Source organism: Pseudomonas sp. PME37.24/025 (assembly GCF_055556615.1).
The window spans coordinates 121,520-147,339 of the sequence record NZ_JBVHNK010000015.1; the positions used below are offsets into that span (position 1 = coordinate 121,520).

A 25,820-nucleotide genomic window follows, 5' to 3' on the forward strand; every position below is an offset into this window, starting at 1 on the left:
TTTTTTATTGATCGTTCCCACGCAGAGTGTGGGAACGATCAGCCGATCAGCTACAAGGGAGTTGGCGGGCTTCGGTGTTTCGGCAATTCAATCCGCTCACTTTCCCCCGGCACCGTCGGCCAATCCCCGGCTGCCCAGCGCCGACGCGCTTCATCGATCAATGCCGGATCGCTGGCCACGAAATTCCAGTTTATCCGTCGCGGCCCATCCAGCGGTGCGCCGCCAAATAGCACGGCATGACAGTCGCTCTCGGCGAACAGTGTCATCTCTTCCCCGGCCGGCAATACCACCAGCGAATGCGGCTCCAGCGGCGCGCCATCCAGTTGCGCCTCACCGCTCAGCACATACAGTGCCCGCTCGTCATGCTCGGTGGGAATCAGCAATGTGGTCGCCGTTTGCAGGTTCAATTCGGCGTACAGCGTAGGAGAAAGTACTGGGACCGGCGATTCGAGGCAAAAGCCTGACCCGGCGATCATCCGTATCTTCACGCCAAGGTTATCGCTGACTGGTAGCGTGGCCGCCGGATGGTGACTGTAATGCCCCGGGCCGTGTTCACGATCCTTGGGCGAAGCCAGCCAGATCTGTAAGCCGTGCATCGTAAAGCCGCTGTCTTTCAATGGTTCGGGCGTGCGTTCGACGTGGGCAATTGCGCTACCTGCCGTCATCCAGCTGACATCGCCGGCATTCACCACCTGATCGGAACCGAGGCTGTCCTTGTGCTGGATTTGCCCTTCGAACAGGTAGGTGAGGGTGGACAGGCCGATGTGCGGATGCTGACGGATGTTCATGCCTTTGCCCGCCGGGTAACGGGTTTCGAGCATGTGGTCGAAAAACACGAAAGGCCCGACGTTGCGGCATTTGGCTGACGGCAACGGACGAAGAATCGGCTGGCCTTCGACATCTTCGGCGCGAGGGCGGATCACGAGCGGAGTGTTCATGGTGCATTCCAGGCTGAGCGGGTGACGCAGGGAGCATAACCCGCTTGCGCAGCCCTTGCCGCTATTGGCTGAAGGCACCTTCGGACAGATGGGTTTCGATGCTGATGTCGGAAGTGGTCATCAGCTTGTGTACCGGGCAGCGGTCGGCCACGCGGTGCAGTTCGTCACGCTGGGCGTCGGTGAGCACACCCTTGAGCGTGAGTTCGACGTGCAGGGCGTACTTGCCTTTCTGTTCCTCACTGTTGTCGCGCGTGACTTCAACCTCGACGCCCGTCAGCGGGATGTCCTTTTTCTTGGCATACATTTTCAGCGTCAGTGCCTTGCAGGCACCGAGGGCGGCGTCGAAGTAGTCGTGTGGTTCAGGCGCCGTGCCTTCGCCGCCAGAGGCTTTCGACACATCGGCAAAGAGTTCGTGGTCATCGATCTGGACGCTGTGACGAAAACCTTCGGCGGAGACAGTATTGACGGTAACAGTCATGGGAAACCTCGCAGGCATTAGGAAAAAGTCATTCGATCAAAAATAGAGCCTGAAGTTATAGAGCATTCCTTCACGTTCGCGTTCCGCTTTCTTGACGGGGATTTGACCACAACACCTGTGGTGAGGGGGCAAGCCCCCTCGTCACAGCTCAGAGTTGTCATCGTCCTGTCACCCCGGCGTCATACCCTCGCGCTCATCTCAATCAAGGAGCGCACCATGCACCTCACCCGTTTAGCCGCCCTGGCCACAATGATGTTCGTCAGTGGTCTGGCCAGTGCCGAAGTCCGCATCGAAGGCCCAGTGGAATACGGCGTGTTCGCTGGCCCGAAAGCCGAACTGCAATCGGGCGAGCGGGTTTTACGCCGCAGCAATGAACAGATCCAGCAAACCGAAATCGTCCCTGCCAAACTCGGCACCAAATTCGGTATGCGTTACCAGTTGGCCGGCAAGGTTGCTGAAGACCAGCCGCTGACTTTGCTGTATTTCACGCCGGGCATTCGTACTCCGGATGGCATGCGTCACGACAAACTGGAAGTTACTCAAAAACTGGTACCCGGTGCTCCGCAGGACCTGATGGCCTTCTAGTTCACCGAAAGCCATGAAGTCGTTCCCGGCGAATGGCGTTTCATGGTGTTCCAGGGCGACCGTCTGCTGGCTCAGCAACGCTTTACCGTGCGCTGATCGCTCTCACCCAACCCAATGGCAGACGAAAAAAAGCCCCGCGTTTGCGGGGCTTTCATTTTGTTGCGGATCAGCTGCCTTTGACCGTCTTGCCGTTGACCGTGCCGTCGAGGAGCATGATGTTGTACTCCTTGCCGTCGGTTTCGACCTGTTGCAGACGGACCAGCAAGTAATCCCAATCCTTGGCGAACCACAGCACGGTGATGCGCTTGCTTTGTGTCGGGTCGCGCACGCGTTCGACCTTGATCGCATCGATCTGGCCGGCCTTGGTGTCGACTTTCTCCGAACCCAGCACGCGGAAGTCATAGGTATCGACTTCGCCGTCATCGACGACTTGATAGCTCATGCTTTTCTTGCCGGCGGCCACGTCATGCTGCAGCGCCAGTTGATAGGTGGACTTGTCGACCATGCCGCGGTTGAGCGGGAGCTTGACGGCGTCACCGCGATCGGTGCCGGTGACCATCTTGTTGGTCCAGTCGAAGTCCAGATCAGCTTTCTTGGCTTTGCCCAGACCGCCGCGTTCGAAGTGGTAGGACTGTGGCAGCAGCGTGTCCTTGTCCAGCGTCAGGGTGCTTTCTTCGGTCAGACTGGCGATCATCATCGACGCCTTGAAGCTGAGCTTCCAGGCGCCATTGGCTTGCTTGGTCAGGCTGCGCTCGGCCGTGCCGCTCATGGGCAACTGCTTCCAGTCGGCGGTGTAGCTGGCGGAGAAGGGTTGAAGGTCTGCGGCCTGCGCAAACGGCAGGGCGAGCAGAGCGCAAGCGAAGAGCAGGGCGCGACGCATAAAATCTCCTAGGTTCGAATCAAGTGGCCGCTGGCCGCGAGTAACTGTCCGTCCAGTAAAGCACCTTGTTCACCGAGTGATAAACGACCTTCAGCAAACCAGTGTACGGCCATCGGGTAGATCAGGTGTTCCTGGGTATGGACTCGCTGCGCCAGACTCTGCGGCGAATCGTGCAACTCTACCGGTATTACTGCCTGTACGACCAGTGGTCCGCCATCGAGTTCCTCGGTGACGAAGTGCACGGAACAGCCGTGTTCAGTGTCGCCGGCCTCCAGCGCGCGCTGATGGGTGTGTAACCCTTTGTATTTGGGCAGCAGCGAGGGATGGATATTGAGCAGGCGACCCTGATAGTGGCGCACGAAGTCGGCGCTGAGAATGCGCATGAAACCGGCCAGTACCACGAGTTTTGGGTTGAAGACGTCGATCAGTTCGATCAGCGCGGCATCGAAGGCCTCGCGACCTTCGAAAGCCTTGTGATCCAGGGTGCGGGTATCGATACCCGCGTCCCTGGCGCGTTGCAGGCCGTAGGCGTCGGCGCGGTTGGAAATCACCGCAGCGATGCGGGCCGGGCTGTCGCCGGTCCGCGTGCTGTCGATCAAGGCCTGCAAGTTACTGCCGGTGCCGGACAGCAGCACCACCACATCACAGGTCTGGGACATCAATGAGCCTTGAGGTTCTTCAGTTCAACCTGGGCCGCGCCTTCGGCAGCGGTGGCGATCTGACCGATGACCCAAGGCTGCTCGCCGGCTTCACGCAACACGTTCAGCGCGGTTTCAACGTGCTCTTGAGCGACGCAGATAACCATGCCGACGCCGCAGTTCAGCACGCGGTGCATTTCGTTTTCATCGACGTTGCCTTTCTCTTGCAGCCAGTCGAACACGGCAGGGCGAGTCCAGCTTGCAACGTCAACCACCGCTTGTGCGCCTTTTGGCAGAACGCGCGGGATGTTGTCCAGCAGGCCACCACCGGTGATGTGGGCCATGGCTTTGACGGCGCCGGTGTCTTTGATCAGCTTGAGCAGCGGCTTCACGTAGATGCGGGTCGGGGCCATCAGCAGGTCGGTCAGCGGTTTGCCGTCGAGCTGGATGTTTTCGATGTCTGCACCGGACACTTCGATGATCTTGCGGATCAGCGAGTAGCCGTTGGAGTGCGGGCCGGAGGACGGCAGGGCGAGCAGAGCATCGCCGGCAGCGACTTTGGAACCGTCGATGATTTCGGACTTTTCCACGACGCCGACGCAGAAGCCGGCCAGGTCGTAGTCTTCGCCTTCGTACATGCCAGGCATTTCAGCGGTTTCGCCGCCGACCAGGGAGCAGCCGGACAGTTCACAGCCAGCGCCGATGCCGGTCACGACCTGGGTCGCGGTTTCGACGTTCAGTTTGCCGGTGGCGTAGTAGTCGAGGAAGAACAGCGGCTCGGCGCCGCAGACCACCAGGTCGTTCACGCACATGGCAACCAGATCGATGCCGATGCTGTCGTGCTTGTTCAGGTTCAGCGCCAGGCGCAGCTTGGTGCCGACGCCGTCAGTGCCCGATACCAGCACCGGTTGTTTGTAACCGGCCGGGATTTCGCAGAGGGCGCCGAAACCGCCCAGGCCGCCCATGACTTCCGGGCGCGCAGTGCGCTTGGCGACGCTCTTGATGCGTTCGACCAATGCTTCACCGGCGTCGATGTCTACACCGGCGTCCTTGTAGCTCAGGGAGGGTTGCTTGCTCATGATCCAGGCCTTTAGGGGGGATTCAGGGGTAACGACCGAGTCCAGTGGGGCCACTGAAGCAGGCGAAGGGCAATTGCCATTCGCGAATTTCAGGGCGCCCGGCTGTTGCCGGTCTGCGAAGGCGCGCGATTTTATCAGGCTTGAGGGGCAGCGGCCATCCTCGTGCCGACGGGTAGAGGCATATCGCGTTAAAAAAACCGATATTGCGCGTATTGGTGGCGTCCCACATGGCTGTATAAGGTATTGACGCTAACCGTCTATCGTTATGACAGTGCGAAAACTTAATGTGATCGTGTGAATGTTTTGCTTGAGTGTGTGGTCACAGCCTAGCTCAATCATCTTCATGTTCATGCGGTTTGTTCCAGCCGCTCTTGTCGTCAGGAATCTTTCATGCGTTTTCTTAAATTGTTGTTCGTGGGCTGTTTATCCGTGGTCAGCTTGACCAGCCATGCCGAAACAGTCAAAAACCTCTATCAAGTGCGCGAGCCTGTCAGCAGCCAGACGCCGGAGGAGCGTGATCAGGCGACTCAGCGGGCGCTGGATACGTTGGTGTTGCGCCTGACTGGCGACCCCAAGGCGGTGCAGAGCCCGGGCCTGGCGACCGTGCGTAAAGACCCTCAGCAGATCATCAGTCAGTTCGGCTATGACGCCGGGCCACCGGAGGTGCTGAAAGTCGATTTCGATCCGGCCACCACCGAACAGGCCTTGCGGCGTGCCGGGTTGGCTGTGTGGGGTGCCAATCGGCCTTCGATCCTCGGCTGGTGGTTGAACGATTCCACTGAAGGTTCGAGCCTGGTCGGCGATGGCCAAGCCAGTGCCACGCCACTGCTTCGAGCGGCGCAACATCGTGGGCTGCCGCTGCGTTTGCCGCTGGCGGACCTGAACGAGCAGATTGTCGCCACTGCGCCGAATCTGGAAAGTGCAGACCCGGCACCGCTGCGGGGCGCATCCGACCGTTACAATGCCGACGCTTTGCTGGCGGTGCATGCCCGTGAAGAGGGTGGTCAATGGCAAGCCAAGTGGCGTTTGTGGTTGGGCGATCAGAAAGAAGCCGGTAGCGCGCAGGGCGCCGATACCGCCGCGCTGGCCGATGCGGTGATGCTGGCAGTCAGCCAACGCCTGGCGCCGCGTTTTGCCGCTAAGCCGGGCGCATCGAGCGAGCAATTGCTGGAAGTGCAGGGAATGAGTCTGGAGCGTTATGCGGCGCTTGGGCGTTTGTTGGAGCCTTTTGGCGCACGTCTGCAGAGTGTCGACGGCGACCGCGTGCTTTATCGGGTCAACGGCAGCCCCGATCAGCTGCGGGCGCAGTTGTCTTTGGCCAAGTTGCAGGAAATTCCGGCCGGTGAGACGCCGGCCCCCGCGACGCCTGTTCAACCCGTGGCGGCTGGCTCGACACCGGTCGCAGCACCGGCCCCGGCCCCGACGCCGCAGTTACGTTTTCGCTGGTAGTTTTTCTTTATATAGAAGCAGGAGTGGTACATGGCCGATACACGGCGTTGGTTCTGGCTCGGTGGGGTGGTCCTGCTTTGCGCGTTTGTTTACCTGTTGCACCCGATCCTGACGCCGTTCCTGGTGGCGCTGTTGCTGGCCTATCTGTTCGACCCGCTGGTGGATCGGCTGGAAAAGTACGGTCTGTCACGGACCTGGGGCGTGGTGGCGGTGTTTGCGTTGTTCACATTGATCGTCACCGCGTTGCTGTTGGTGTTGGTGCCGATGCTCGCCAGGCAGCTGTTTCGTTTGTATGAACTGGCGCCGCAAATGCTCGACTGGTTGCAGCACACCGCCGTGCCGTGGGCGCAATCGAAGATCGGGTTGTCGGACGGCTTCTGGAAGTTCGACAAGCTCAAGGCGGCGTTCAGCGAGCACATGGGCCAGACCACCGATGTGGTCGGCGTGGTGCTGAGTCAGGCGACAGCTTCAGGTCTTGCGCTGATTGGCTGGCTGGCCAACCTGGTGCTGATTCCGGTGGTGAGTTTTTATCTGCTGCGCGACTGGGACCTGATGATGGCCAAGATCCGCAGCCTGCTGCCGCGTGATCGTGAAGAGCGCGTCATGTCCCTGGCGGGAGAATGCCATGAAGTGCTCGGGGCGTTCGTGCGCGGGCAGTTGCTGGTGATGTTGGCGCTGGGCGTGATCTACGCCGCAGGCTTGATGATCGTCGGGCTGGAGCTGGGTCTGTTGATCGGTCTGATTGCCGGGTTGGCGGCGATCGTGCCGTACATGGGGTTCGTCATCGGGATTGGTGCGGCATTGATTGCCGGACTGTTCCAGTTCGGTGGTGATTTGTATCCCATGATCGGTATTGTCGCGGTGTTCATGGTCGGCCAGGCGCTGGAAGGCATGGTCCTGACGCCGCTGCTGGTGGGCGACCGTATTGGTCTGCACCCGGTGGCGGTGATCTTCGCGATCCTGGCCGGCGGAGAGCTGTTCGGTTTTACCGGTGTGTTGCTGGCGTTGCCGGTGGCGGCGGTGATCATGGTCCTGGTGCGTCACGTACACGATTTGTATAAGGATTCAGATATCTATGGCGGTGTCGACGAATCCGAGCTGTAGTTTTTAATCGCTCGTAGCGGGCAGTCTGGTTTCATGCCAGGTTTGCCCGTATCGCTCGCGTGGCTGTCACATGCGCCGTCAAAGAAACTGTCATAAAACCAGTGCGTTAACGCAAACCTTTGATTTTGCTTGTGGTCTGTCGCATTGTGCGGTCAGCCTCACGGGTATAAACTTCGCAAACTTTACACAGAGGCCACTAACGGTTCCTTTGGAACTGTTCAGTCAGCATGAAACCGATTCAGCTGCCCCTAGGTGTGCGTCTGCGTGATGACGCTACCTTTATCAATTACTACCCAGGCGCCAATGCCGCTGCACTCGGCTATGTCGAGCGGCTCTGCGAAGCCGACGCCGGCTGGACGGAAAGCCTGATTTACCTCTGGGGCAAGGACGGGGTAGGGCGCACGCATTTGTTGCAGGCAGCGTGTCTGCGCTTCGAACAACTGGGGGAGCCGGCGGTGTACCTGCCATTGGCCGAGTTGTTGGACCGCGGCATCGAAATCCTCGACAACCTCGAACAATACGAACTGGTCTGCCTGGACGATCTGCAGGCGGTCGCCGGCAAGGCGGATTGGGAAGAGGCGTTGTTCCATCTGTTCAATCGTCTGCGTGACAGTGGCCGGCGTCTGCTGATCGCGGCCTCGACATCCCCGCGCGAACTGCCGGTGAAGCTGGCGGATCTCAAGTCGCGGCTGACACTGGCACTCATCTTCCAGATGCGCCCGCTCTCTGACGAAGACAAATTGCGTGCCTTGCAGTTACGCGCATCCCGTCGCGGCCTGCACCTGACCGACGAGGTCGGGCATTTTATTTTGACCCGCGGTACCCGCAGCATGAGTGCGCTTTTCGAGCTGCTTGAACGCCTCGATCAGGCCTCCCTCCAAGCTCAGCGCAAGCTGACAATCCCGTTCCTGAAAGAAACCCTTGGTTGGTAAAAAACCTGATCAAGCTCAGGTTTTACGCGGGCTTCGGCAAATTTCAGGCGGCAACAAATCCGCTTTCCTGCAAGATGGCAGGCAGCGCAAAAGTTCAAAATGGGCTTAAGCGCTTAGATGTAAACGAGAAACCGATAAGTCACATAAAGATCGATTGAATTTGCAAATGAGGTTGATAGCGGGCATAGTCTCGGCTTCTTTAGAAACTATCAGCCACGGTCGTGCCCATGCTAAATCGCTTCGCACCCCTCGTGCCTCTCGCACTCGTCACCCTGTTGTTTGGTTGCGCTGCCCACTCTCCAGTGTCCCAGCAAGCGCCAAAACAGCAGGTTTCAAATTCAGTTACCGCGCAGTCTTCTTCCGTTCTTTTCCAGGAAGAGCTGGCCACCGATAAAGAATTGGCAGACTTCGCCGGCGGCAAGTCGTACCAGCTTCCGGTTCTGGCCGACAGCATCCTCGAACGTGGCATGTCCCTGATTGGTACCCGTTACCGTTTCGGCGGCACCTCCGAGGCTGGTTTCGACTGCAGTGGCTTCATCGGTTATCTGTTTCGTGAAGAGGCCGGCATGAACCTGCCGCGCTCCACTCGCGAAATGATCAACGTTGACGCTCCTCTGGTTGCTCGCAGCGCCCTCAAGCCGGGTGACCTGCTGTTCTTCGCCACCAATGGTCGTCGCGGTCGTGTCAGTCACGCCGGGATCTACCTGGGTGATAACCAGTTCATCCACTCCAGCAGCCGCAAAAGCGGTGGTGTCCGGATCGATAGCCTGGGCGACAGCTACTGGAACAAGACCTTCATCGAAGCCAAGCGCGCACTCGCGATGGCGCCGAATACGGCACCGGCTATCGTCACTGCACGTAAGTAAGCGGACAGTTTGTAAGGCGAACTTAAAGTCTTACTTGAAGTTTGCCGCGTAGCCGCTAGAATCCTGATCTATTATTGATGGCAAACCGCCTGCGTTCTACGCAGGCGGTTTTCTTTTCTGTCTTAGTGGCAGAAAAAGCCGCAGCCAGATCAGGATGTTCTGCTTATGACGATGTCGGCCCGCCTCGCACTCATGTTCTTCGCAGCGCTGCTCAGCGCCTGCGCCAGCCGCACACCGCCACCTGCGCCGGTAGTCCGCGCTCCAATTGTTTTCGGTCCTTCCCAAGCCTTTTCCCCTGCGGCAGAAGACGTGCTGTTTCGCGCGCTGGGTCTGGTGGGAACGCCTTATCGTTGGGGTGGCAACACGCCAGATTCCGGGTTCGATTGCAGCGGTCTGATCGGTTACGTGTATCGCGATGTCGCAGGCATTTCCTTGCCTCGCTCCACCCGCGAGATGATCGGCATGCAGGCCCCCAATATCGGCAAGGAAGGCCTGCAAACCGGTGACCTGATTTTCTTCGCCACCAATGGCGGCTCCCAGGTCAGCCACGCCGGGATCTATGTCGGCGAAGGCCGCTTCGTCCACGCGCCAGCCACGGGCGGCACGGTCAAGCTGGACAGCTTGTCCAAAGCTTACTGGCAGAGAGCCTATCTGAGCGCCAAGCGCGTCTTGCAGCCCGAGCACTTGGCACATAATCCGTAGCGGAGGTTGTCATGACCGCTCGCACGCTCTGTCGTAAACGCTGATCTCCTGTGGGAGCGGGCTTGCCCGCGATGACGTCGGCACATTCAACATCGATGTAGTCTGGGCTGCCGCTATCGCGGGCAAGCCCGCTCCCACAGGGTTTTCGTCTGGCAGTAATCGCATTATTTAGCCGCGGAAACGCGCCACACCTTGTTCCCCACATCATCCGCCACCAGCAAGCCACCCTGCTGATCGATCACCACGCCCACCGGCCGGCCCATGGCTTTTTCCTCGTCATTGAGGAAACCAGTGAGCACATCCACCGGCTGTCCGGTCGGTTTGCCGGCGCTGAATGGCACGAAAATCACTTTGTAGCCACTGAGCGGCTTGCGGTTCCACGAGCCATGTTGGCCGATGAAAGCGCCTTGAGTGAACGGTGCAGGCAGTTTACTGCCTTCGGCAAACGTCAGGCCCAGTGACGCGGTATGTGGCCCAACTGCATAGTCTGGCGCAATGGCCTTGGCCACCAGCTCAGGGTTTTGCGGCTCGACGCGAATGTCGACGTGCTGGCCGTAATAGCTGTAAGGCCAGCCGTAGAACCCACCGTCCTTCACGGATGTGATGTAGTCCGGCACCAGGTCGCTGCCGATTTCGTCACGCTCGTTGACGGCGGTCCACAGTGCGCCGCTCTGAGGCTCCCAGGCCAAACCGTTTGGATTACGAATCCCCGAGGCAAAGATCCGATGGTTGCCGGTGGCGCGGTCCACTTCCCAGATCGCCGCGCGTCCTTCCTCCTGATCCATGCCGTTTTCACCGACGTTGCTGTTCGAGCCCACGGTGACGTATAGCTTGCTGCCATCCTTGCTGGCGATGACGTTTTTGGTCCAGTGGTGATTCAGCGTGCCGCCCGGCAGATCGACCACCTTGATCGGCTGCGACTTGATCGCCGTCTCGCCATTTTCGTAGTGGAAACGCAGCAGGCGGTCGGTGTCGGCGACATACAAGTCATTGCCGACCAGGGTCATGCCGAACGGCGAGTTGAGGTTTTCCAGAAACACCGTGCGGGTTTCGGCGACACCGTCGTGGTCTTTGTCCCGCAGCAGGGTGATGCGGTTCGGGCTGGGGACTCCGGCGCCGGCGCGGCCCATGACTTTGCCCATGACCCAGCCGCGAATGCCTGTGCCATCATCGGGTTTGGGCGGCGCGTTGGTTTCGGCTACCAGCACATCGCCGTTGGGCAGCACATAGAGCCAGCGCGGATGATCGAGGCCTTCGGCAAACGCCGCCACTTGAGTCCCGGCCGCGGCGACGGGTTTCTTGCCTTCAGGCCAGCCGATCGCCGGGGCGATGTTCACTGTCGGGATCAGGGTTTTATTCGGCTCTGGCAGCTTGGGCGACGGTCCGGTTCCGTCCGAGACTTGCAGGCTGGAGGTTTCACCACAGGCGGCGAGCCCTCCGGCGAGCGCGATGATGAAAACGAGCTGGGGTTTGTGCATTACTGATCTTCCCTATGAATGCATTGACGTAATCATAGAGAAGCGTAGACGTTCGATGGTTCAACCCGTCAGCCGCGGGCTTCCTTGAGCAATACGGCGATCCCTGGATGATAGTTGCCGGCTTCATTGCGCAACTTGCGGTAGGCATAAGGGAAATACCAGGCCACGGCGCAGGTGTGTGCCTTTTGCAGGTCGTCGACCATGTCCTGGAGTTCTTCTGGGGTGGCGCTGTGTTGGGCTTTTTGTGGCGCGACAAACAGACAACCGAGTTTCAGATCGCTGGCGTAGCTGATTCGCTTCGCGTCACTGGTGATGTCCGCCAGTGCCTGGGTCAGGTTCAGGCTATTGACTCGCGGCCAGCGCTGGGTGGCCTGGAGATATGCGCGTTCTTCGCTGCTGGCGATAAACAGATCGGCGCGGGCGTTGCGTTCGCCTTCTTCGGTCTGTTTGCGCGTCGACGTTTGTTGCAGCGTGATCATTTCTGCCATCCAGGCCGCGGCGGAGAGCAGGCCGAGGTTGGCGTTTTCGTCGTACCAGTAAGGTGTATCGTTATCGCCGCGCACGGCGTTGTAGCGGTCGATACAGTCAAACCAGCGTTCCAGCACCGGCCGCAGGAATTCCAGCTTCGGATTGCTGATGATCATGCCTTGCATGTGGCTCACCCTTGTTATTGTGTTGTCAGGTTGTGGCTCTTTGATATCACTGCTGGCAGTGTGGCACAAGATTGGCGTCAGTTAATTGATCGACGGCAGTTATTCGCTCAGCGACGCCCCGGCTTTAATTGACGCTCCATCCCCAACCCTCTAACCTTCGCGGCTTGTTTCAGGTGCTCTGTGACCTTGGTCGACAGAGTGAAACAGGGAAACCGGTGAGTGACTATCTTCAAGCAACGAAGAGTCATGATCCCGGCGCTGCCCCCGCAACGGTAAATGAGTGAAGACTGCGCCGAGAGCCACTGTGTCGACTGTCGACATGGGAAGGCGCGCAGTCAGGCGCAAGCCGCTCATGAGCCCGGAGACCGGCCTGATTCATCCAACGGCATCACGGTGGGCGATGCCAGGCTTCTTGCCGTCTATTCTTGTGCCTGCCCGCCGTTATCCAGCCTCAACGGAGAGCTCCCCCATGACTGATACCCCCGATCGTGACGAACGCCACCTGGCGCGCATGCTGCGAAAAAAAGCGGTGATCGACGAACGCATCGCCAACTCGCCGAATGAATGCGGTTTGCTGCTGGTGCTCTCCGGCAACGGCAAAGGCAAAAGCAGCTCGGCGTTCGGCATGCTTGCGCGGTCCATGGGCCACGGTATGCAGTGCGGCGTGGTGCAGTTCATCAAGGGTCGCACCAGCACCGGCGAGGAGCTGTTCTTCCGGCGCTTCCCGGAGCAAGTGCGTTTTCATGTGATGGGCGAGGGCTTTACCTGGGAAACCCAGGACCGCCAGCGCGACATCGCCGCCGCCGAAGCCGCGTGGGCGGTGTCCCGCGAATTGTTGCGTGATCCGGCCATTGGCCTGGTGGTGCTTGATGAATTGAACATCGCCCTCAAGCACGGCTACCTCGATCTCGATCAGGTGCTCAGCGACTTGCAGGCCCGTCCGCCGATGCAGCACGTGGTGGTCACCGGTCGTGGCGCCAAGCCGGAGATGATCGAGCTGGCCGACACCGTCACTGAAATGGGCATGATCAAGCACGCCTTCCAAGCCGGAATCAAAGCGCAAAAAGGCGTTGAGCTGTGAACTGCACTTTATGAATAGCCATCGTCAATGCCCGGCGGTACTGATCGCCGCGCCGGCCTCCGGTCAGGGCAAGACCACTGTCACTGCCGCGCTCGCCCGTTTGCATCGCAATCAGGGGCGCAAGGTTCGCGTGTTCAAATGCGGCCCGGATTTTCTCGATCCGATGATTCTTGAGCGCGCCAGCGGTGCACCGGTCTATCAACTCGACATGTGGATGGTCGGCGAGCAGGAAAGTCGGCGGCTATTGTGGGAGGCCGCTGGCGATGCCGATTTGATCCTCATCGAAGGCGTCATGGGGCTGTTCGACGGTACGCCGTCCAGCGCCGACCTGGCGCGGCACTTTGGTGTGCCGGTGCTCGGCGTGATCGACGGCACTGCCATGGCGCAGACGTTTGGTGCGCTGGCCTTGGGCCTTGCGCGCTATCAGCCGGATTTGCCGTTTGCCGGTGTGTTGGCCAACCGGGTCGGCACCGTGCGCCATGCGCAGTTGCTCGAAGGCAGCCTGACTGAAGGCTTGCGCTGGTACGGCGCGTTGTCCCGGGAGACCGGGATCGAATTACCGAGTCGGCATCTGGGCCTGGTTCAGGCCAGCGAACTGAATGATCTCGACCTGCGTCTCGATGCGGCGGCCGATTCACTGGCCAGCAGTTGCGATGTGACCCTACCGCCGGCCGTGGAATTCGCCGCGCCTGAAATGATTGCAGCCGAACCGTTGCTGGCCGGTGTGCGAATTGCCGTGGCCCGGGACGAAGCTTTCGCATTTACCTACGGCGCGAGCCTGGATCTGCTGCGGGCCATGGGCGCCGAATTGTCTTTCTTTTCGCCGATCCGCGACACTGAATTGCCGGAGGCAGACAGCCTTTATCTGCCCGGAGGTTACCCCGAATTGCACCATGTGGCGTTGTCGCAAAACACGCCGATGCTGACCGCGATCCGCGCTCACCACGCAGCGGGCAAACCGTTGTTGGCCGAGTGTGGCGGCATGCTGTACCTGCTGGATTCCTTGACTGATGTCGAGGGCACTCGCGCTGAACTGGTTGGCCTGCTGGCTGGTGATGCGGTGATGCAGAAGCGTCTTGCCGCGTTGGCTTTGCAGGCGGTTGAATTGCCGGAAGGTTTGCTGCGTGGGCACACCTATCACCACTCATTGACCAGCACCGAACTTGAGCCGATTGCTCGTGGGCTGAGCCCGAATGGCGGGCGAGGGGCTGAGGCGGTTTATCGGGAAGGGCGGATGACGGCGTCCTACGTGCATTTCTATTTCCCATCTAATCCATCGGCGATTGCCGCGCTGTTTGTGCCAGACCTTGAGGTCGCCTTCGCGAGCAGGCCATGACGGACAACGCATTTTCCGAAGCCGAACGCGAAGCTGTTTATCGCGCGATTGCCGAGCGCCGCGACATGCGGCACTTCAGCGGCGGCACCGTCGAACCCGAGTTACTGAGGCGTCTGCTCGAAGCCGCGCATCAGGCGCCAAGTGTCGGCCTGATGCAGCCTTGGCGTTTCATCCGCATCAGCGACCGGGCACTGCGCGGCAAGATCCAGCAGCTGGTGGAAGAAGAACGCATCCGCACCGCCGAAGCCCTCGGCGAACGCTCCGACGAATTCATGAAGCTCAAGGTCGAAGGCATCAACGACTGCGCCGAGGTGCTGGTTGCCGCGCTGATGGACGATCGTGAACGGCATATCTTCGGCCGTCGTACGCTACCGGAAATGGACATGGCCTCATTGTCCTGCGCCATCCAGAACCTTTGGCTGGCGTCCCGAGCCGAAGGCCTGGGCATGGGCTGGGTGTCATTGTTCGAGCCGCAAGCGCTGGCGGACTTGCTGGGTTTACCGAGCGGGGCCAAACCTTTGGCCGTTCTTTGCCTGGGGCCGGTCAAGGAATTCTATCCGGCGCCGATGTTGGTACTCGAAGGCTGGGCGCAAGCGCGCCCACTCAACGAGTTGCTGTATGAAAATTATTGGGGAGTGAGTCAATGAGTGTGGCGTTGTTGAGTGTCGCCGCGGTCGCGCTGGATGCGCTGCTGGGTGAACCCAAACGCTGGCATCCGCTGGTGGCGTTCGGTCGTTTTGCCGATCGCATTGAACAACGTTTCAACTCCGGTGGCCGCGGCTGGCGCAGTCATGGCGTTACGGCCTGGGTGATGGCGGTCGTGCCGCTGACCTTGCTGGCCACCGCACTGTCCTGGGCGCCTTACGTTGGCTGGATCGTCGAGATTCTCGTGCTCTATTGCGCCCTCGGTATGCGCAGCCTTGGTGAGCACGTCGAGCCGGTGGCCAAGGCCCTGCGCAGCGATGATCTGATCGAGGCGCGCAACCGCGTCGGCTATCTGGTCAGCCGTCAGACCAGCGAGCTGGATGAAACCGAAGTCGCCCGCGCCGCCACCGAATCGGTGCTGGAGAACGGCAGCGATGCGGTATTCGCCGCGCTGTTCTGGTTTGCCGTGGCGGGTGCGCCCGGCGTGGTGCTCTATCGTCTGAGCAACACGCTCGATGCGATGTGGGGTTATCGCAACGAACGCTTCGAGCGTTTCGGTTGGGCGGCGGCGAAGATCGATGATGTTCTGAACTACATTCCCGCACGTCTGGTGGCGTTGACCTACGCGCTGCTGGGAAAAACCCGACTGGCGCTGAAGTGCTGGCGTACCCAGGGGCCGACCTGGGACAGCCCGAATGCCGGGCCGGTGATGGCCGCCGGTGCCGGCGCGCTGGGCGTCGAGTTGGGCGGGGCGGCGATCTATCACGGTGAACTGCATCAGCGTCCGCAGTTGGGCGAAGGCGTGCCGGCGGATGCCGATTCCATCGACCGTGGCTGGCAATTGGTCCAGCGCGGGGTATGGTTATGGCTGCTGATTCTCTGCGTGGGGGCTGAGTTCTATGCTTGAGCACGGTGGTCGCTTGCGCAAGGCGGCGCTTGAATATGGCATTGCCGAAGCCGATTGGCTCGACCTGTCCAGTGGCCTGGCGCCTTGGCCGTTCCCGATCCCGGACATCCCGCTGCGGGCCTGGGCGCGGTTGCCGGAAACCGATGATGGCCTGGAGCAGGCTGCCTGCGACTATTACGGTGCGGCCCAAGTGTTGCCGGTGGCCGGCTCGCAAATGGCAATCCAGTTGCTGCCGCGCTTGCGCCGGGCCGGCAAGGTCGGCGTGCTGTCGCCGTGTTACGCCGAGCACGCTGAAGCCTGGCGTCGCAACGGTTACATCGTGCGTGAAGTGCTGGAGTCGGAAGTCGATTTCTTTCTCGACAGCCTCGACGTGCTGGTGGTGGTCAACCCGAACAATCCCACGGGGTTGAGCCTGACCCCGGCTCGCCTGCTGGATTGGCATTCTCGGCTGGCTCAGCGCGGTGGCTGGCTGGTGGTGGACGAGGCGTTCATGGACAACACCCCGCATTTGAGTCTGGCGCCATTCACCCATCAGATCGGTTTGATCGTGCTGCGCTCCTTCGGCAAATTCTTCGGCCTGGCCGGTGTACGGCTGGGGTTTGTGCTGGCCGAGCGCAAGTTGCTCAAGCTGCTGGCCGAACAGGTCGGACCTTGGGCGGTCAGCGGTCCGACCCGAGTGCTGGGCCAGGCGTGCTTGACGGATACCGAGGGGCACACGCGACAGCGCATTCGCACTGACGAAGCCGGCGAGCGTCTGGCGTTGCTGCTTGAACAGTACGGTTTCAAGCCTCAGGGCGGTTGCGCATTGTTCCAATGGCTGATCACCGAGCGCGCTGAAGCGCTGCGTGAATTCATGGCCCGGCGCGGCATTCTGCTGCGGTTGTTCACTCACAACAGTAGCGTGCGGTTTGGCTTGCCCGCCGATGAAGCGGATTGGCTGCGTCTCGAGCAAGCGCTTGAAGCCTACGTTAAGGAAGCGCAATGACTACGTTGAGGGTGCAGGGCGCCACTTTAATGGTACAGGGCACCACATCGGACGCCGGTAAAAGCACACTGGTGACGGCGCTGTGTCGCTGGGTGACGCGCCAAGGCGTGCGCGTCGTGCCTTTCAAGCCGCAGAACATGGCCCTCAACAGTGCGGTGACCGCCGACGGCGGCGAGATCGGTCGCGCTCAAGCGGTGCAGGCCCAGGCCGCCCACCTCGAGCCGCACACCGACATGAACCCGGTGCTGCTCAAGCCCAATAGCGATACCGGCGCTCAAGTAATCATTCATGGGCGCGCGGTCACCACCATGAATGCCGTCGCCTATCACGACTACAAAGCCATCGCCATGCAGGCGGTACTGGCCTCCCACGAACGGCTGAGCGCGGCGTATCCAGTGGTGATGGTCGAAGGGGCGGGTTCGCCAGCCGAGATCAACCTGCGCGCCGGCGACATCGCCAACATGGGGTTTGCCGAGGCGGTGGACTGCCCGGTGGTGTTGATTGCCGACATCAATCGCGGTGGAGTTTTCGCGCATTTGGTCGGTACGCTGGAGCTGCTGTCGCCCAGCGAACAGGCGCGGGTCAAAGGCTTCATCATCAACCGTTTTCGCGGCGACATCGCCTTGCTGCAGCCGGGGCTGGACTGGCTGGAGGCGCGCACCGGCAAACCGGTGATCGGCGTCTTGCCGTATGTGATGGACCTGCATCTTGAGGCCGAGGACGGTCTCGATCAGCGGCAGACCGACAAGGCCGATCAGGTGCTCAACGTGGTGGTGCCGGTACTGCCGCGCATCAGCAACCACACCGATTTCGACCCGCTGCGCCTGCATCCGCAAGTGGACCTGCAATTCATCGGCCCCGGTCAGGCGATTCCGCCGGCCGACCTGATCATTCTTCCCGGCTCGAAAAGCGTGCGCAGTGACCTTGCGTACCTGCGGGCCAACGGCTGGGACACGGCCATCTCGCGGCATTTGCGCTACGGCGGAAAAGTGCTGGGGATCTGCGGCGGTCTGCAAATGCTCGGCGAGCAGGTGCACGATCCGCTGGGCCTCGAAGGCGCGCTGGGCTCCAGTGCCGGTTTGGGCTTGCTGGCGTTCGAAACGCAGCTCGAAGAAGAGAAGCAGTTGCGCAATGTACGTGGGCGTCTGGTGCTGGAGGATGCAGAGGTCAGCGGCTATGAAATTCATGCCGGCGTAACCACCGGGCCGGCCCTGGAAAATGCCGCGGTGCAGCTCGACGATGGTCGCTGCGATGGCGCGCAAAGTGTCGATGGGCAGATTTTCGGCACGTATCTGCATGGCCTGTTCGAATCACCGGCAGCGTGCAGTGCGCTGTTGCGCTGGGCTGGTTTGCAGGATGTGCAGGCGGTCGATTACCACGCCTTGCGTGAGCGCGATATCGAGCGGCTGGCGGATCTGGTGGAGAAGCATCTGGATACTTCGTTGCTGCGTGAGCTCTGTGGGATTTGAGGTGGCTGCACAGGCCTCATCGCGGGCAAGCCCGCTCCCACAGGTTTCGTGGGTGGACAAAAATCTGTGAACAGCCTCGATCCTTGTGGGGGCGGCGATGCGGCGATCCGACTTGCCCGCGATGAGGCCCGTCCCGACACCGAAGATTTTAAGGAATAAACCATGCTGCAACTGATCCTCGGCGGCGCCCGCTCCGGCAAAAGTCGCCTGGCTGAAAAACTGGCGACAGACAGTCTGCTCCAAGTCATTTACATCGCCACCAGCCAACCCCTGGACGGTGAAATGAACGAACGGGTGGCCCATCATCGCGCCCGTCGTCCGGCCGAATGGGCGTTGATCGAAGAACCGCTGGAACTGGCCCGCGTGCTGCGCGAAACCGCCAGTGCCGACCGTTGCTTGCTGGTGGATTGCCTGACGCTGTGGCTGACCAATCTGCTGATGCTCGACGATGCCGAGCGCTTGTCGGCCGAACGCGAAGCTTTGCTGGACTGCCTGGCGTCATTGCCGGGTGAAATCATTTTTGTCAGCAACGAGACCGGGATGGGTGTCGTACCGCTGGGCGAATTGACTCGCCGCTACGTCGATGAAGCCGGTTGGCTGCATCAAGCCTTGGCCGAGCGCTGTCAGCGAGTCGTCCTGACCGTCGCCGGCCTGCCCCTGACTTTGAAAGGAACTGCGTTATGACTCACTCCTGGTGGCTGAACCCGTGCAAGCCAATCGACGCGCAAGCGGTCGAACAGGCGCAGGCGCGTCAACAGCAACTGACCAAGCCTGCCGGCTCGCTCGGCCAGCTCGAATCGGTGGCGGTGCAATTGGCCGGGTTGCAGGGGCAAGTCAAACCGACGCTCGATCAGCTGTGGATCGCGATTTTTGCCGGTGACCATGGTGTGGTCGTCGAAGGAGTGTCGGCGTTTCCGCAGGAAGTCACCGGGCAGATGCTGCACAACTTTGTCAGCGGCGGCGCGGCGATCAGTGTGTTGGCGCGGCAGTTGGGTGCTTCCCTGGAAGTGGTCGATCTTGGCACCGTCACGCCGTCGTTGAATCTGCCGGGTGTGCGTCACCTGAACATCGGTCCGGGCACGGCGAATTTCGTCCAGGGTCCGGCGATGACCCAGGCTCAGGGCGAACTCGCCTTGCAGGCCGGCCGCGACAGTGTGCAGCGCGCCGTCGCAGTCGGCGCGCAGTTGTTCATCGGTGGCGAAATGGGCATCGGCAACACCACCGCGGCCAGCGCGCTGGCGTGTGCGTTGCTCGATTGTCCGGTGGTGCATTTGACCGGGCCGGGTACCGGTTTGAACGCGGCGGGTGTCAGCCATAAAGCTCAAGTCATCGAGCGTGCCCTGGCGTTGCATGGCGCTCAGCGTAGCGATGCGCTGCAGACCTTGTTCAACCTCGGCGGATTCGAAATCGCTGCGCTGGTCGGTGCGTACCTGGCCTGTGCTCAGGAAGGCGTCGCGGTGTTGGTCGACGGGTTTATTTGTAGCGTCGCTGCGTTAGTGGCGGTGCGTTTGAATCCAGCCTGCCGTGAGTGGTTGCTGTTCGGTCATCGCGGCGCCGAGCCGGGTCATCGCCATGTGCTCGAAACCCTGAACGCCGAACCGTTGCTGGACCTCGGCCTGCGACTGGGCGAGGGCAGTGGTGCGGCATTGGCCGTGCCATTGTTGCGTCTGGCCTGCGACCTGCACGGGCAGATGGCGACGTTCGCCGAAGCCGCGGTGGCGGATCGCCCGGCATGATCTTGCGCCTGGACCTGTTGCGCCATGGCGAAACCGAACTCGGCGGCGGTTTGCGCGGCAGCCTCGACGATGCGCTGACCGGCAAAGGCTGGGAGCAAATGTACGCCGCGGTGATCGAGCAAGGGCCCTGGGATCGACTGGTCAGTTCGCCGTTGCAGCGTTGTGCGCGTTTTGCTGAAAAGCTTGGAACGCAACTGGGTTTGCCGGTGCAGCTGGATAAGGATCTGCAAGAGCTGCACTTTGGTGCCTGGGAAGGGCAGAGCGCGGCGGCGTTGATGGAAACCAGTGCCGAGGCGTTGGGCTTGTTCTGGGCCGATCCCTATTCATTCACGCCGCCTGACGGTGAGCCGGTAGCGGATTTTTCCGCGCGAGTGTTTGCGGCCGTCGAGCGGCTGCACACGGCCTATGCGGGTGAGCGAATCCTGCTGATCAGCCATGGCGGCGTCATGCGTTTGTTGCTGGCTCAAGCGCGCGGATTGCCGCGTGAGCAGTTGCTCAACGTTGAAGTCGGCCATGGCGCGCTGTTCTCGTTGTCGGTCGAATCCGGTGTCTTGTTGAGGGAAGCGATCTGACCATGTTGCCATTCTGGATCGCCCTGCAATTTTTGAGCAGCCTGCCGATTCGTCTGCCGGGCATGCCGACGCCCGAGGAACTGGGTCGGTCGCTGCTGTTTTATCCGCTGGTCGGTTTGCTGTTCGGCGCGATTCTGTGGGGGCTGAACGGGCTATTGCTGGGCACGCCATTATTGCTTCACGCCGCACTGCTGCTCTGTGTTTGGGTCGTACTCAGCGGCGCGTTGCACCTGGATGGCCTGGCCGATAGCGCCGATGCGTGGCTCGGTGGCTACGGCGATCGTGAACGCACCCTGACCATCATGAAAGACCCGCGTAGCGGGCCGATCGCCGTGGTGACGCTGGTCCTGGTATTGCTGCTCAAGTTTGCCGCGTTGCTGGCGTTGATCGAGCAGCAACACAGCGTGGTCCTGATTATCGTTCCATTGATTAGTCGTAGCGCGTTACTGGGGTTATTCCTCACCACGCCTTACGTGCGTCCCGGTGGATTGGGGCAGGCGCTGGCCGATCATCTGCCGCGTTTGGCCGGGAAACAGGTGTTGGTGATCAGTGCCGTGGCTTGTGTGTTGATCGCGGGCCTCAGCGGTGTATGGGCGCTTGCGCTGGCTGCTGTGGTATTTGTCTGGTTGCGGCAAGTAATGATTCGGCGATTAGGCGGGACGACTGGCGACACTGCCGGGGCGTTGGTGGAATTGCTGGAAGTGACACTGCTGGTGGGATTGGCGCTGCTCTGAATCCCGGGCGAGGCAAGCCCGCTCCCACAGGTAATATGTATCAATAAATTTGCTTTCATTTAACCGCGGGTATATACACGCACTATGCTTCCTTCTCAATGTTTGTGTACCAACCTGCGTCGCGCCGCTCGTGGCGTCAGCAGGCATTACGACGGCGCCCTCGACGGCTTCGGGATCAACGTTGCCCAGTATTCTCTGCTGTGCAATCTGCAGCGTCTGGACCAGCCGAGCATCTCGTCTCTGGCCGAAGCCATGGGCCTGGATCGCAGCACCCTCGGACGTAATCTGCGGGTGCTGGAAGGTGAAGGCCTGGTGACGCTGGTCGAAGGCGAGGACATGCGAAATCGCATCGTCCTGCTCACCGAAACGGGTCGTGAACGCCTGGCAGCGGCCTTGCCGGCCTGGGAAGCGGCGCAGCAGCGGTTGATCGACCGTCTGGGTGCCGAGAAGCGTGAAACCTTGCTGAAATTGCTGGACGAACTGGCTTGAGGCCAGTTTGTTCGATCTTAAGCGGGTATATACCCGCTACCGGAGAACAAGAATGACATCAATGTGGCGTACATGCGGTTGGGTGCTGTTGGGGAGTGCGCTGATTCTGGCGTTGTCCCTGGGTGTGCGACATGGCTTCGGGCTGTTTCTGGCGCCAATGAGTGCCGAGTTCGGCTGGGGCCGCGAAGTGTTTGCCTTCGCCATTGCTTTGCAGAACCTGATCTGGGGCCTGGCGCAGCCGTTCACCGGCGCGCTGGCCGACCGCTTTGGCGCCGCGAAGGTGGTGTTGATCGGGGGTGTTTTGTACGCCTTGGGCCTGGTGTTCATGGGGCTGTCCGATTCACCGATGACCTTGTCCTTGAGCGCCGGGCTGTTGATCGGTATAGGTCTGTCCGGCACCTCGTTCTCGGTGATCCTCGGTGTGGTCGGTCGTGCCGTGCCGCCGGAAAAACGCAGCATGGGCATGGGGATCGCCAGCGCTGCCGGTTCTTTCGGTCAATTCGCCATGTTACCCGGCACGCTGGGGCTGATCGGCTGGCTTGGCTGGTCTGCGGCATTGCTGGTGTTGGGCCTGGTGGTGGCGCTGATCGTGCCGCTGGTGAGCATGCTCAAGGACAAGCCGCTGCCGGTCCTCGGGCACGAGCAAACCCTCTCTGAAGCGCTACGCGAAGCCTGTTCCCATTCAGGCTTCTGGCTGTTGGCGTTCGGTTTTTTTGTCTGCGGTTTTCAAGTGGTGTTCATCGGCGTGCACCTGCCGGCCTATCTGGTGGACCAACACTTGCCAGCCACTGTCGGCACCACGGTGCTGGCGCTGATCGGGCTGTTCAATATCTTCGGTACCTACACAGCAGGCTGGCTCGGCGGGCGGATATCCAAACCGCGCCTGCTCACCGGTTTGTATTTGTTGCGGGCGGTGGTGATTGTGCTGTTCCTCTGGGCGCCGGTCACTCAGGTCACGGCTTATATGTTCGGCATGGCCATGGGGTTTCTCTGGTTGTCGACGGTGCCCTTGACCAACGGCACGGTGGCGACCTTGTTCGGTGTACGAAATTTGTCCATGCTCGGAGGGATCGTTTTCCTCTTCCACCAGCTCGGCTCGTTCCTCGGTGGTTGGTTGGGTGGGGTGGTGTATGACCGAACCGGGAGTTACGACTTGATCTGGCAGGTGGCGATTCTCTTGAGTCTGGTGGCCGCAGCCCTGAACTGGCCGGTGCGCGAGCAGCCGGTGGCACGTCTGCAAACCCGGATGAGTGCAGCATGAACAGTCTCTGGCCGCGGATGGCTGTAATCGCCATCGGCGTACTGCTGCTGGCCCTGGCATGGTGGGGCTGGCGTCAGGGTGGCCTGGCGTTGATGCAGTTGGGCATGGGTGCTTGCTAGCGAGCGGCGAAGGCGAGTAATTTCGTTTTCTGACGATTGTTCAAGGATGCACCGACATGCTGATGCGCTGGCTTGCAGTCCCCGCGTTGCTGACGGCTTTTACCGGGTTGGTCCAGGCGGCAGAATGCCCGGAGTTGTTACAAGGTTCATTGCCCAAGCTGCGGGCCAAGGAATCCATCGATCTGTGCCAGCGCTTCGCCGGCAAGCCATTGGTGGTGGTCAATACCGCGAGCTTCTGTGGCTTCGCCCCGCAGTTCAAAGGCCTTGAGGCGCTGTATCAGCGTTACAAGGATCAAGGGCTTGAGGTGATTGGTGTTCCATCCAATGATTTCAAACAAGAATCCAAAGATGGCGCAGAGACTGCCAAAGTCTGTTACGTGAACTACGGCGTCACTTTCACCATGACCGAACCGCAGAAAGTCCGCGGCGATGACGCAACGCATTTGTTCAAGGTCCTTGCTGAACAAAGCAGTTCGCCGAAGTGGAATTTCTACAAATACGTGGTCGATCGCCAAGGCAAGGTGGTCGACAATTTCTCCAGCCTGACCAAACCGGATAATCCCGAGTTCATCGAGGCTGTGGAGAAAGCCCTGGCATCGAAGCCCTGATCGATGCGCACTAAAAAGCCCCGGCTCTATACAAGAGTGCGGGGCTTTTTCAATTCAGGCGGCGAGGGAGGAGCCGTTAGAAACGGTAGGTCGCGCCTACACCGAAACCGTTCGCCCAGTTTTCATACTCGGCGTTGTAGCTCTGGCCACGGTTGTTGCTGTTGTTGACCTTGACCGACTCTTCGCGCAGGTACGAGTACGCCACGTCGATGGTCAGGTCGTCGGTCGGGCTCCAGCCGGCGCCCAGGCTGAAAATCTTGCGATCGCCTGTCGGGATGCGTGGGGAGCGGTTGACGTTGTTGGTCGGTGCCTGGTCGAAGGACAGGCCGGTACGCAATACCCATTCCTTATTCAACTGGTAGGACGCGCCGATGGCGTGAGCCCAGGTGTCGTGCCAGTTCTGCTCTTCGGTGATGGTACCGAACTGGCCATTCAGGATGCGTGGAACGCCTTGGTTTTCGACGGTGATGTCTTTCAGGCGGCTCCAGCGAGTCCAGGTGCTGCCTGCGTAGAGGGTCCACTTGTCGTTCAGTGCGTGAGTGACCGAGAAGTCGACCGACTCAGGCGTAGTTACGTCCAGCGAAGCGTCGTACTTCTGGCTTGGGTTCTGGCCCACCGCTGCGAGGACGTTGTAGTTGACCTTGGTGTCGCCTTCGAGCTTGTACTTCACTTTCGAGTGGTAGGTCAGGCCAACGCGCGTGCTGTCGGTGGCTTGAACCAGCACGCCGATGTTGTAGCCCAGCGCGGTGTCGTCGCCCTTGATCTTGACCTTGCCGTCCGGCGCGGCCTGGGTGATCGACAGGTTCGATTCCAGGGTCCCTTCAATGCGGTTGATGGTCGGACCGAAGCCGATCGACACCTTGTCGTTGAAGGCATAGCTGACGGTCGGTTGCAAGGTGATGACTTTCACTTCGCTCTTGCTGCCGAAGTAACGGCCGGCAAAGCCGTTCTCGTAGTCGGTCACCAGACCGAACGGGGCGTACATGCCAATGCCGAATGCCCAATGCTCATCGATTGGTTTGACGTAATAGCCCATCGGTACGGCAACGAGGGGAACCATATCGCCATCGTTGCTGCCGCTGTTGGGTCTGGAGCTCGCGTCGCTGATGTCGGTATGTGCGTCAAGCAGTGCAGCGCCGCCGGTCACTTGTTCGCGCTTGAGGCGAGACATGCCGGCAGGGTTGCCGAAAATGGTGCTTGCGTCGTCGGCAGAAGAAGATCGCCCGGCAAAACCTGTGCCCATCCCGCTGATGCTTTGTTCGTTGATGGCAAAGCCACTTGCGAAGATCTGGGTGGATGCCAAGGCAACGGCGAGGCTAAGGGTGGTTTTGAGCATTACTTTTTTCATTATTAGAACTCCTGGTGATCACCGGGGCGAAAATTACCAACATTTTCGTCCGGGCGCCATAGCCTGTATCGCTTGAGTTAGAGCGGTTTTGTAGGACAATCCGACCAAAATCGCGACAAGTTGTGCGATGTTCGGAAATGGGAGGGTCAGCAGGCGACCTGATTCAACGATGAAACACAGGTTTGCCAGGCGTAGGTGAAATCTCGCAGACGACCTTGGGGCTGGAAAGTCTGGCGCCAGATTCGGGCCATTCCCAGCAGGTCATCGGAGGCGGGGAGGGGAGTGTTCTGTTCTTCTACCAGCAGCCAGGCGATGGCAGTGGCGTAACGCAGGTTGACGGTCAATTCCAGATGCGGCCCGCTGAGAAAAGCATGCTGGCTGGCCAGGCCGCGGACCAGGCTCGCCCGATCCGGGTCCAGGGCCAAATAGTGATCCCATAAGGCCTGGTGGCGGGGTTCGGCGATTCGGTACAGGCCGTGTCCACGGCGGTCATGCAGGGCTGAACCAAGGGCTGACTGACTGGCGGCAATGCCCAGCAGCAGGGATTCGGCAGTTGCGCTATGGCGTCCGAGGTAGATCAACGTCGGACGGATCACATAACGACACAGTTCGCTGGCAGCGATACCCATAAAGCCCTCGAAACCTGAAGTGGTCGGCGAGACCTGAAGGGGGCCTTGGCAGCAATGGATCGATTCAGTCTCGCCGGAAGCGGATCAAGCCGCTTGAGTTGAAGTGTAGTGTCATTATT

General features: G+C 60.4%; 28 protein-coding genes, 1 pseudogene and 1 riboswitch. Of the genes and pseudogenes, 20 read left to right on the forward strand and 9 right to left on the reverse strand.

What is annotated here, in order from left to right; translation table 11 throughout:
• Window positions 1-50 precede the first annotated feature (50 nt).
• The gene (locus ACZ3HH_RS25130) at window positions 51-938 is read right to left on the reverse strand and encodes a pirin family protein (RefSeq protein WP_465808683.1); all 888 of its coding nucleotides are present in this window, start codon (window positions 936-938) and stop codon (window positions 51-53) included.
• A 61-nt stretch (window positions 939-999) separates the two neighbouring features.
• Window positions 1,000-1,416, reverse strand: a complete 417-nt coding sequence (locus tag ACZ3HH_RS25135) for an OsmC family protein (protein WP_460147179.1) — start codon at window positions 1,414-1,416, stop codon at window positions 1,000-1,002.
• Between the two features lie 216 nt (window positions 1,417-1,632).
• Between ACZ3HH_RS25135 and ACZ3HH_RS25140 the strand changes: the two are divergent.
• Window positions 1,633-2,097: pseudogene (locus ACZ3HH_RS25140) on the forward strand (DUF3859 domain-containing protein).
• A gap of 70 nt (window positions 2,098-2,167) precedes the next feature.
• Here the strand turns inward: ACZ3HH_RS25140 and ACZ3HH_RS25145 are convergent.
• The 3 genes from ACZ3HH_RS25145 to purM are packed head-to-tail and all read right to left on the reverse strand — an operon-like array spanning window position 2,168 to window position 4,598.
• Window positions 2,168-2,881: a DUF3108 domain-containing protein gene (locus tag ACZ3HH_RS25145; protein ID WP_123360152.1), complete on the reverse strand. Its 714-nt coding sequence runs from the start codon at window positions 2,879-2,881 to the stop codon at window positions 2,168-2,170.
• An 8-nt stretch (window positions 2,882-2,889) separates the two neighbouring features.
• Complete coding sequence (gene purN, locus ACZ3HH_RS25150; RefSeq protein ID WP_465808686.1) at window positions 2,890-3,540, reverse strand: phosphoribosylglycinamide formyltransferase; 651 nt, start codon at window positions 3,538-3,540, stop codon at window positions 2,890-2,892.
• On the reverse strand, window positions 3,540-4,598 hold the full coding sequence (gene purM / locus ACZ3HH_RS25155; RefSeq protein ID WP_010456810.1) for a phosphoribosylformylglycinamidine cyclo-ligase: 1,059 nt from the start codon (window positions 4,596-4,598) through the stop codon (window positions 3,540-3,542). Before purM ends, purN begins: the two co-directional genes overlap by 1 nt.
• 390 nt (window positions 4,599-4,988) lie before the next feature.
• Between purM and ACZ3HH_RS25160 the strand changes: the two genes are divergently transcribed.
• The 5 genes from ACZ3HH_RS25160 to ACZ3HH_RS25180 all read left to right on the forward strand — a co-directional run bounded on the left by ACZ3HH_RS25160 (window position 4,989) and on the right by ACZ3HH_RS25180 (window position 9,651).
• A complete protein-coding gene (locus tag ACZ3HH_RS25160; RefSeq protein WP_465808688.1) occupies window positions 4,989-6,047 on the forward strand; it encodes a DUF2066 domain-containing protein in 1,059 nt (352 codons plus the stop codon).
• Window positions 6,048-6,077: 30 nt separating this feature from the next.
• Window positions 6,078-7,151, forward strand: coding sequence for an AI-2E family transporter (locus ACZ3HH_RS25165; protein ID WP_465808690.1), 1,074 nt, complete (start codon window positions 6,078-6,080; stop codon window positions 7,149-7,151).
• A 227-nt stretch (window positions 7,152-7,378) separates the two neighbouring features.
• Complete coding sequence (hda, locus tag ACZ3HH_RS25170; RefSeq protein ID WP_007898944.1) at window positions 7,379-8,083, forward strand: DnaA regulatory inactivator Hda; 705 nt, start codon at window positions 7,379-7,381, stop codon at window positions 8,081-8,083.
• A gap of 227 nt (window positions 8,084-8,310) precedes the next feature.
• The gene (locus ACZ3HH_RS25175) at window positions 8,311-8,949 is read left to right on the forward strand and encodes a C40 family peptidase (protein WP_465808694.1); all 639 of its coding nucleotides are present in this window, start codon (window positions 8,311-8,313) and stop codon (window positions 8,947-8,949) included.
• 165 nt (window positions 8,950-9,114) lie between these two features.
• Window positions 9,115-9,651, forward strand: coding sequence for a C40 family peptidase (locus ACZ3HH_RS25180; RefSeq protein WP_367374796.1), 537 nt, complete (start codon window positions 9,115-9,117; stop codon window positions 9,649-9,651).
• A 164-nt stretch (window positions 9,652-9,815) separates the two neighbouring features.
• On the opposite strand, the gene ACZ3HH_RS25185 is transcribed toward ACZ3HH_RS25180, so the two are convergent.
• A complete protein-coding gene (locus ACZ3HH_RS25185) occupies window positions 9,816-11,129 on the reverse strand; it encodes a PQQ-dependent sugar dehydrogenase (RefSeq protein WP_465808696.1) in 1,314 nt (437 codons plus the stop codon).
• A gap of 68 nt (window positions 11,130-11,197) precedes the next feature.
• Window positions 11,198-11,782 (reverse strand): hypothetical protein, encoded by a 585-nt coding sequence (locus ACZ3HH_RS25190; protein WP_465808698.1) that lies wholly within the window; start codon window positions 11,780-11,782, stop codon window positions 11,198-11,200.
• Between the two features lie 154 nt (window positions 11,783-11,936).
• Window positions 11,937-12,170, forward strand: a riboswitch (cobalamin riboswitch).
• A gap of 81 nt (window positions 12,171-12,251) precedes the next feature.
• On the opposite strand from ACZ3HH_RS25190, the gene cobO reads away from it, so the two are divergent.
• The 14 genes from cobO to ACZ3HH_RS25260 all read left to right on the forward strand — a co-directional run bounded on the left by cobO (window position 12,252) and on the right by ACZ3HH_RS25260 (window position 23,724).
• Window positions 12,252-12,863, forward strand: a complete 612-nt coding sequence (gene cobO, locus ACZ3HH_RS25195) for a cob(I)yrinic acid a,c-diamide adenosyltransferase (RefSeq protein WP_008071512.1) — start codon at window positions 12,252-12,254, stop codon at window positions 12,861-12,863.
• Window positions 12,864-12,873: 10 nt separating this feature from the next.
• A complete protein-coding gene (locus ACZ3HH_RS25200) occupies window positions 12,874-14,199 on the forward strand; it encodes a cobyrinate a,c-diamide synthase (RefSeq protein ID WP_465808700.1) in 1,326 nt (441 codons plus the stop codon).
• Complete coding sequence (gene bluB, locus ACZ3HH_RS25205) at window positions 14,196-14,846, forward strand: 5,6-dimethylbenzimidazole synthase (RefSeq protein WP_465808702.1); 651 nt, start codon at window positions 14,196-14,198, stop codon at window positions 14,844-14,846. The genes ACZ3HH_RS25200 and bluB overlap by 4 nt, the downstream gene beginning before the upstream one ends.
• On the forward strand, window positions 14,843-15,751 hold the full coding sequence (gene cbiB / locus ACZ3HH_RS25210) for an adenosylcobinamide-phosphate synthase CbiB (protein ID WP_465808704.1): 909 nt from the start codon (window positions 14,843-14,845) through the stop codon (window positions 15,749-15,751). Before bluB ends, cbiB begins: the two co-directional genes overlap by 4 nt.
• A complete protein-coding gene (gene cobD, locus ACZ3HH_RS25215; RefSeq protein ID WP_465808706.1) occupies window positions 15,744-16,736 on the forward strand; it encodes a threonine-phosphate decarboxylase CobD in 993 nt (330 codons plus the stop codon). The genes cbiB and cobD overlap by 8 nt, the downstream gene beginning before the upstream one ends.
• Window positions 16,733-18,205 (forward strand): cobyric acid synthase, encoded by a 1,473-nt coding sequence (locus ACZ3HH_RS25220; protein WP_465808708.1) that lies wholly within the window; start codon window positions 16,733-16,735, stop codon window positions 18,203-18,205. The genes cobD and ACZ3HH_RS25220 overlap by 4 nt, the downstream gene beginning before the upstream one ends.
• A gap of 162 nt (window positions 18,206-18,367) precedes the next feature.
• On the forward strand, window positions 18,368-18,889 hold the full coding sequence (gene cobU, locus ACZ3HH_RS25225) for a bifunctional adenosylcobinamide kinase/adenosylcobinamide-phosphate guanylyltransferase (protein WP_465808710.1): 522 nt from the start codon (window positions 18,368-18,370) through the stop codon (window positions 18,887-18,889).
• The gene (gene cobT, locus ACZ3HH_RS25230) at window positions 18,886-19,941 is read left to right on the forward strand and encodes a nicotinate-nucleotide--dimethylbenzimidazole phosphoribosyltransferase (RefSeq protein ID WP_465808712.1); all 1,056 of its coding nucleotides are present in this window, start codon (window positions 18,886-18,888) and stop codon (window positions 19,939-19,941) included. Before cobU ends, cobT begins: the two co-directional genes overlap by 4 nt.
• Entirely contained in the window at window positions 19,938-20,513 is a 576-nt protein-coding gene (cobC, locus tag ACZ3HH_RS25235; protein WP_465808714.1) for an alpha-ribazole phosphatase family protein, read from the forward strand. The genes cobT and cobC overlap by 4 nt, the downstream gene beginning before the upstream one ends.
• 2 nt (window positions 20,514-20,515) lie before the next feature.
• The gene (locus tag ACZ3HH_RS25240; RefSeq protein WP_465808716.1) at window positions 20,516-21,247 is read left to right on the forward strand and encodes an adenosylcobinamide-GDP ribazoletransferase; all 732 of its coding nucleotides are present in this window, start codon (window positions 20,516-20,518) and stop codon (window positions 21,245-21,247) included.
• 84 nt (window positions 21,248-21,331) lie between these two features.
• Complete coding sequence (locus ACZ3HH_RS25245; protein ID WP_048394362.1) at window positions 21,332-21,736, forward strand: MarR family winged helix-turn-helix transcriptional regulator; 405 nt, start codon at window positions 21,332-21,334, stop codon at window positions 21,734-21,736.
• Window positions 21,737-21,788: 52 nt separating this feature from the next.
• Window positions 21,789-22,997 carry an MFS transporter gene (locus ACZ3HH_RS25250; RefSeq protein WP_465808719.1) on the forward strand — a complete coding sequence of 403 codons (1,209 nt, stop codon included), beginning with the start codon at window positions 21,789-21,791 and terminating at the stop codon, window positions 22,995-22,997.
• Window positions 22,994-23,116 (forward strand): hypothetical protein, encoded by a 123-nt coding sequence (locus ACZ3HH_RS25255; RefSeq protein WP_256580749.1) that lies wholly within the window; start codon window positions 22,994-22,996, stop codon window positions 23,114-23,116. The genes ACZ3HH_RS25250 and ACZ3HH_RS25255 overlap by 4 nt, the downstream gene beginning before the upstream one ends.
• A gap of 56 nt (window positions 23,117-23,172) precedes the next feature.
• The gene (locus ACZ3HH_RS25260) at window positions 23,173-23,724 is read left to right on the forward strand and encodes a glutathione peroxidase (protein WP_465808721.1); all 552 of its coding nucleotides are present in this window, start codon (window positions 23,173-23,175) and stop codon (window positions 23,722-23,724) included.
• 76 nt (window positions 23,725-23,800) lie between these two features.
• Here the strand turns inward: ACZ3HH_RS25260 and ACZ3HH_RS25265 are convergent, their stop codons facing one another.
• Window positions 23,801-25,072, reverse strand: a complete 1,272-nt coding sequence (locus ACZ3HH_RS25265) for an OmpP1/FadL family transporter (RefSeq protein WP_465808724.1) — start codon at window positions 25,070-25,072, stop codon at window positions 23,801-23,803.
• A gap of 146 nt (window positions 25,073-25,218) precedes the next feature.
• The gene (locus tag ACZ3HH_RS25270; protein ID WP_038979731.1) at window positions 25,219-25,701 is read right to left on the reverse strand and encodes a hypothetical protein; all 483 of its coding nucleotides are present in this window, start codon (window positions 25,699-25,701) and stop codon (window positions 25,219-25,221) included.
• Window positions 25,702-25,820: the final 119 nt, after the last annotated feature.

What these genes read in the sequence shown, in the direction of transcription:
- ACZ3HH_RS25130 (WP_465808683.1), bottom strand. Translation starts at nt 938, where the DNA reads ATGAACACTCCGCTCGTGATCCGCCCTCGCGCCGAAGATGTCGAAGGC.
- ACZ3HH_RS25135 (WP_460147179.1), bottom strand. Translation starts at nt 1,416, where the DNA reads ATGACTGTTACCGTCAATACTGTCTCCGCCGAAGGTTTTCGTCACAGC.
- ACZ3HH_RS25145 (WP_123360152.1), bottom strand. Translation starts at nt 2,881, where the DNA reads ATGCGTCGCGCCCTGCTCTTCGCTTGCGCTCTGCTCGCCCTGCCGTTT.
- purN (WP_465808686.1), bottom strand. Translation starts at nt 3,540, where the DNA reads ATGTCCCAGACCTGTGATGTGGTGGTGCTGCTGTCCGGCACCGGCAGT.
- purM (WP_010456810.1), bottom strand. Translation starts at nt 4,598, where the DNA reads ATGAGCAAGCAACCCTCCCTGAGCTACAAGGACGCCGGTGTAGACATC.
- ACZ3HH_RS25160 (WP_465808688.1), top strand. Translation starts at nt 4,989, where the DNA reads ATGCGTTTTCTTAAATTGTTGTTCGTGGGCTGTTTATCCGTGGTCAGC.
- ACZ3HH_RS25165 (WP_465808690.1), top strand. Translation starts at nt 6,078, where the DNA reads ATGGCCGATACACGGCGTTGGTTCTGGCTCGGTGGGGTGGTCCTGCTT.
- hda (WP_007898944.1), top strand. Translation starts at nt 7,379, where the DNA reads ATGAAACCGATTCAGCTGCCCCTAGGTGTGCGTCTGCGTGATGACGCT.
- ACZ3HH_RS25175 (WP_465808694.1), top strand. Translation starts at nt 8,311, where the DNA reads ATGCTAAATCGCTTCGCACCCCTCGTGCCTCTCGCACTCGTCACCCTG.
- ACZ3HH_RS25180 (WP_367374796.1), top strand. Translation starts at nt 9,115, where the DNA reads ATGACGATGTCGGCCCGCCTCGCACTCATGTTCTTCGCAGCGCTGCTC.
- ACZ3HH_RS25185 (WP_465808696.1), bottom strand. Translation starts at nt 11,129, where the DNA reads ATGCACAAACCCCAGCTCGTTTTCATCATCGCGCTCGCCGGAGGGCTC.
- ACZ3HH_RS25190 (WP_465808698.1), bottom strand. Translation starts at nt 11,782, where the DNA reads ATGCAAGGCATGATCATCAGCAATCCGAAGCTGGAATTCCTGCGGCCG.
- cobO (WP_008071512.1), top strand. Translation starts at nt 12,252, where the DNA reads ATGACTGATACCCCCGATCGTGACGAACGCCACCTGGCGCGCATGCTG.
- ACZ3HH_RS25200 (WP_465808700.1), top strand. Translation starts at nt 12,874, where the DNA reads ATGAATAGCCATCGTCAATGCCCGGCGGTACTGATCGCCGCGCCGGCC.
- bluB (WP_465808702.1), top strand. Translation starts at nt 14,196, where the DNA reads ATGACGGACAACGCATTTTCCGAAGCCGAACGCGAAGCTGTTTATCGC.
- cbiB (WP_465808704.1), top strand. Translation starts at nt 14,843, where the DNA reads ATGAGTGTGGCGTTGTTGAGTGTCGCCGCGGTCGCGCTGGATGCGCTG.
- cobD (WP_465808706.1), top strand. Translation starts at nt 15,744, where the DNA reads ATGCTTGAGCACGGTGGTCGCTTGCGCAAGGCGGCGCTTGAATATGGC.
- ACZ3HH_RS25220 (WP_465808708.1), top strand. Translation starts at nt 16,733, where the DNA reads ATGACTACGTTGAGGGTGCAGGGCGCCACTTTAATGGTACAGGGCACC.
- cobU (WP_465808710.1), top strand. Translation starts at nt 18,368, where the DNA reads ATGCTGCAACTGATCCTCGGCGGCGCCCGCTCCGGCAAAAGTCGCCTG.
- cobT (WP_465808712.1), top strand. Translation starts at nt 18,886, where the DNA reads ATGACTCACTCCTGGTGGCTGAACCCGTGCAAGCCAATCGACGCGCAA.
- cobC (WP_465808714.1), top strand. Translation starts at nt 19,938, where the DNA reads ATGATCTTGCGCCTGGACCTGTTGCGCCATGGCGAAACCGAACTCGGC.
- ACZ3HH_RS25240 (WP_465808716.1), top strand. Translation starts at nt 20,516, where the DNA reads ATGTTGCCATTCTGGATCGCCCTGCAATTTTTGAGCAGCCTGCCGATT.
- ACZ3HH_RS25245 (WP_048394362.1), top strand. Translation starts at nt 21,332, where the DNA reads ATGCTTCCTTCTCAATGTTTGTGTACCAACCTGCGTCGCGCCGCTCGT.
- ACZ3HH_RS25250 (WP_465808719.1), top strand. Translation starts at nt 21,789, where the DNA reads ATGACATCAATGTGGCGTACATGCGGTTGGGTGCTGTTGGGGAGTGCG.
- ACZ3HH_RS25255 (WP_256580749.1), top strand. Translation starts at nt 22,994, where the DNA reads ATGAACAGTCTCTGGCCGCGGATGGCTGTAATCGCCATCGGCGTACTG.
- ACZ3HH_RS25260 (WP_465808721.1), top strand. Translation starts at nt 23,173, where the DNA reads ATGCTGATGCGCTGGCTTGCAGTCCCCGCGTTGCTGACGGCTTTTACC.
- ACZ3HH_RS25265 (WP_465808724.1), bottom strand. Translation starts at nt 25,072, where the DNA reads ATGAAAAAAGTAATGCTCAAAACCACCCTTAGCCTCGCCGTTGCCTTG.
- ACZ3HH_RS25270 (WP_038979731.1), bottom strand. Translation starts at nt 25,701, where the DNA reads ATGGGTATCGCTGCCAGCGAACTGTGTCGTTATGTGATCCGTCCGACG.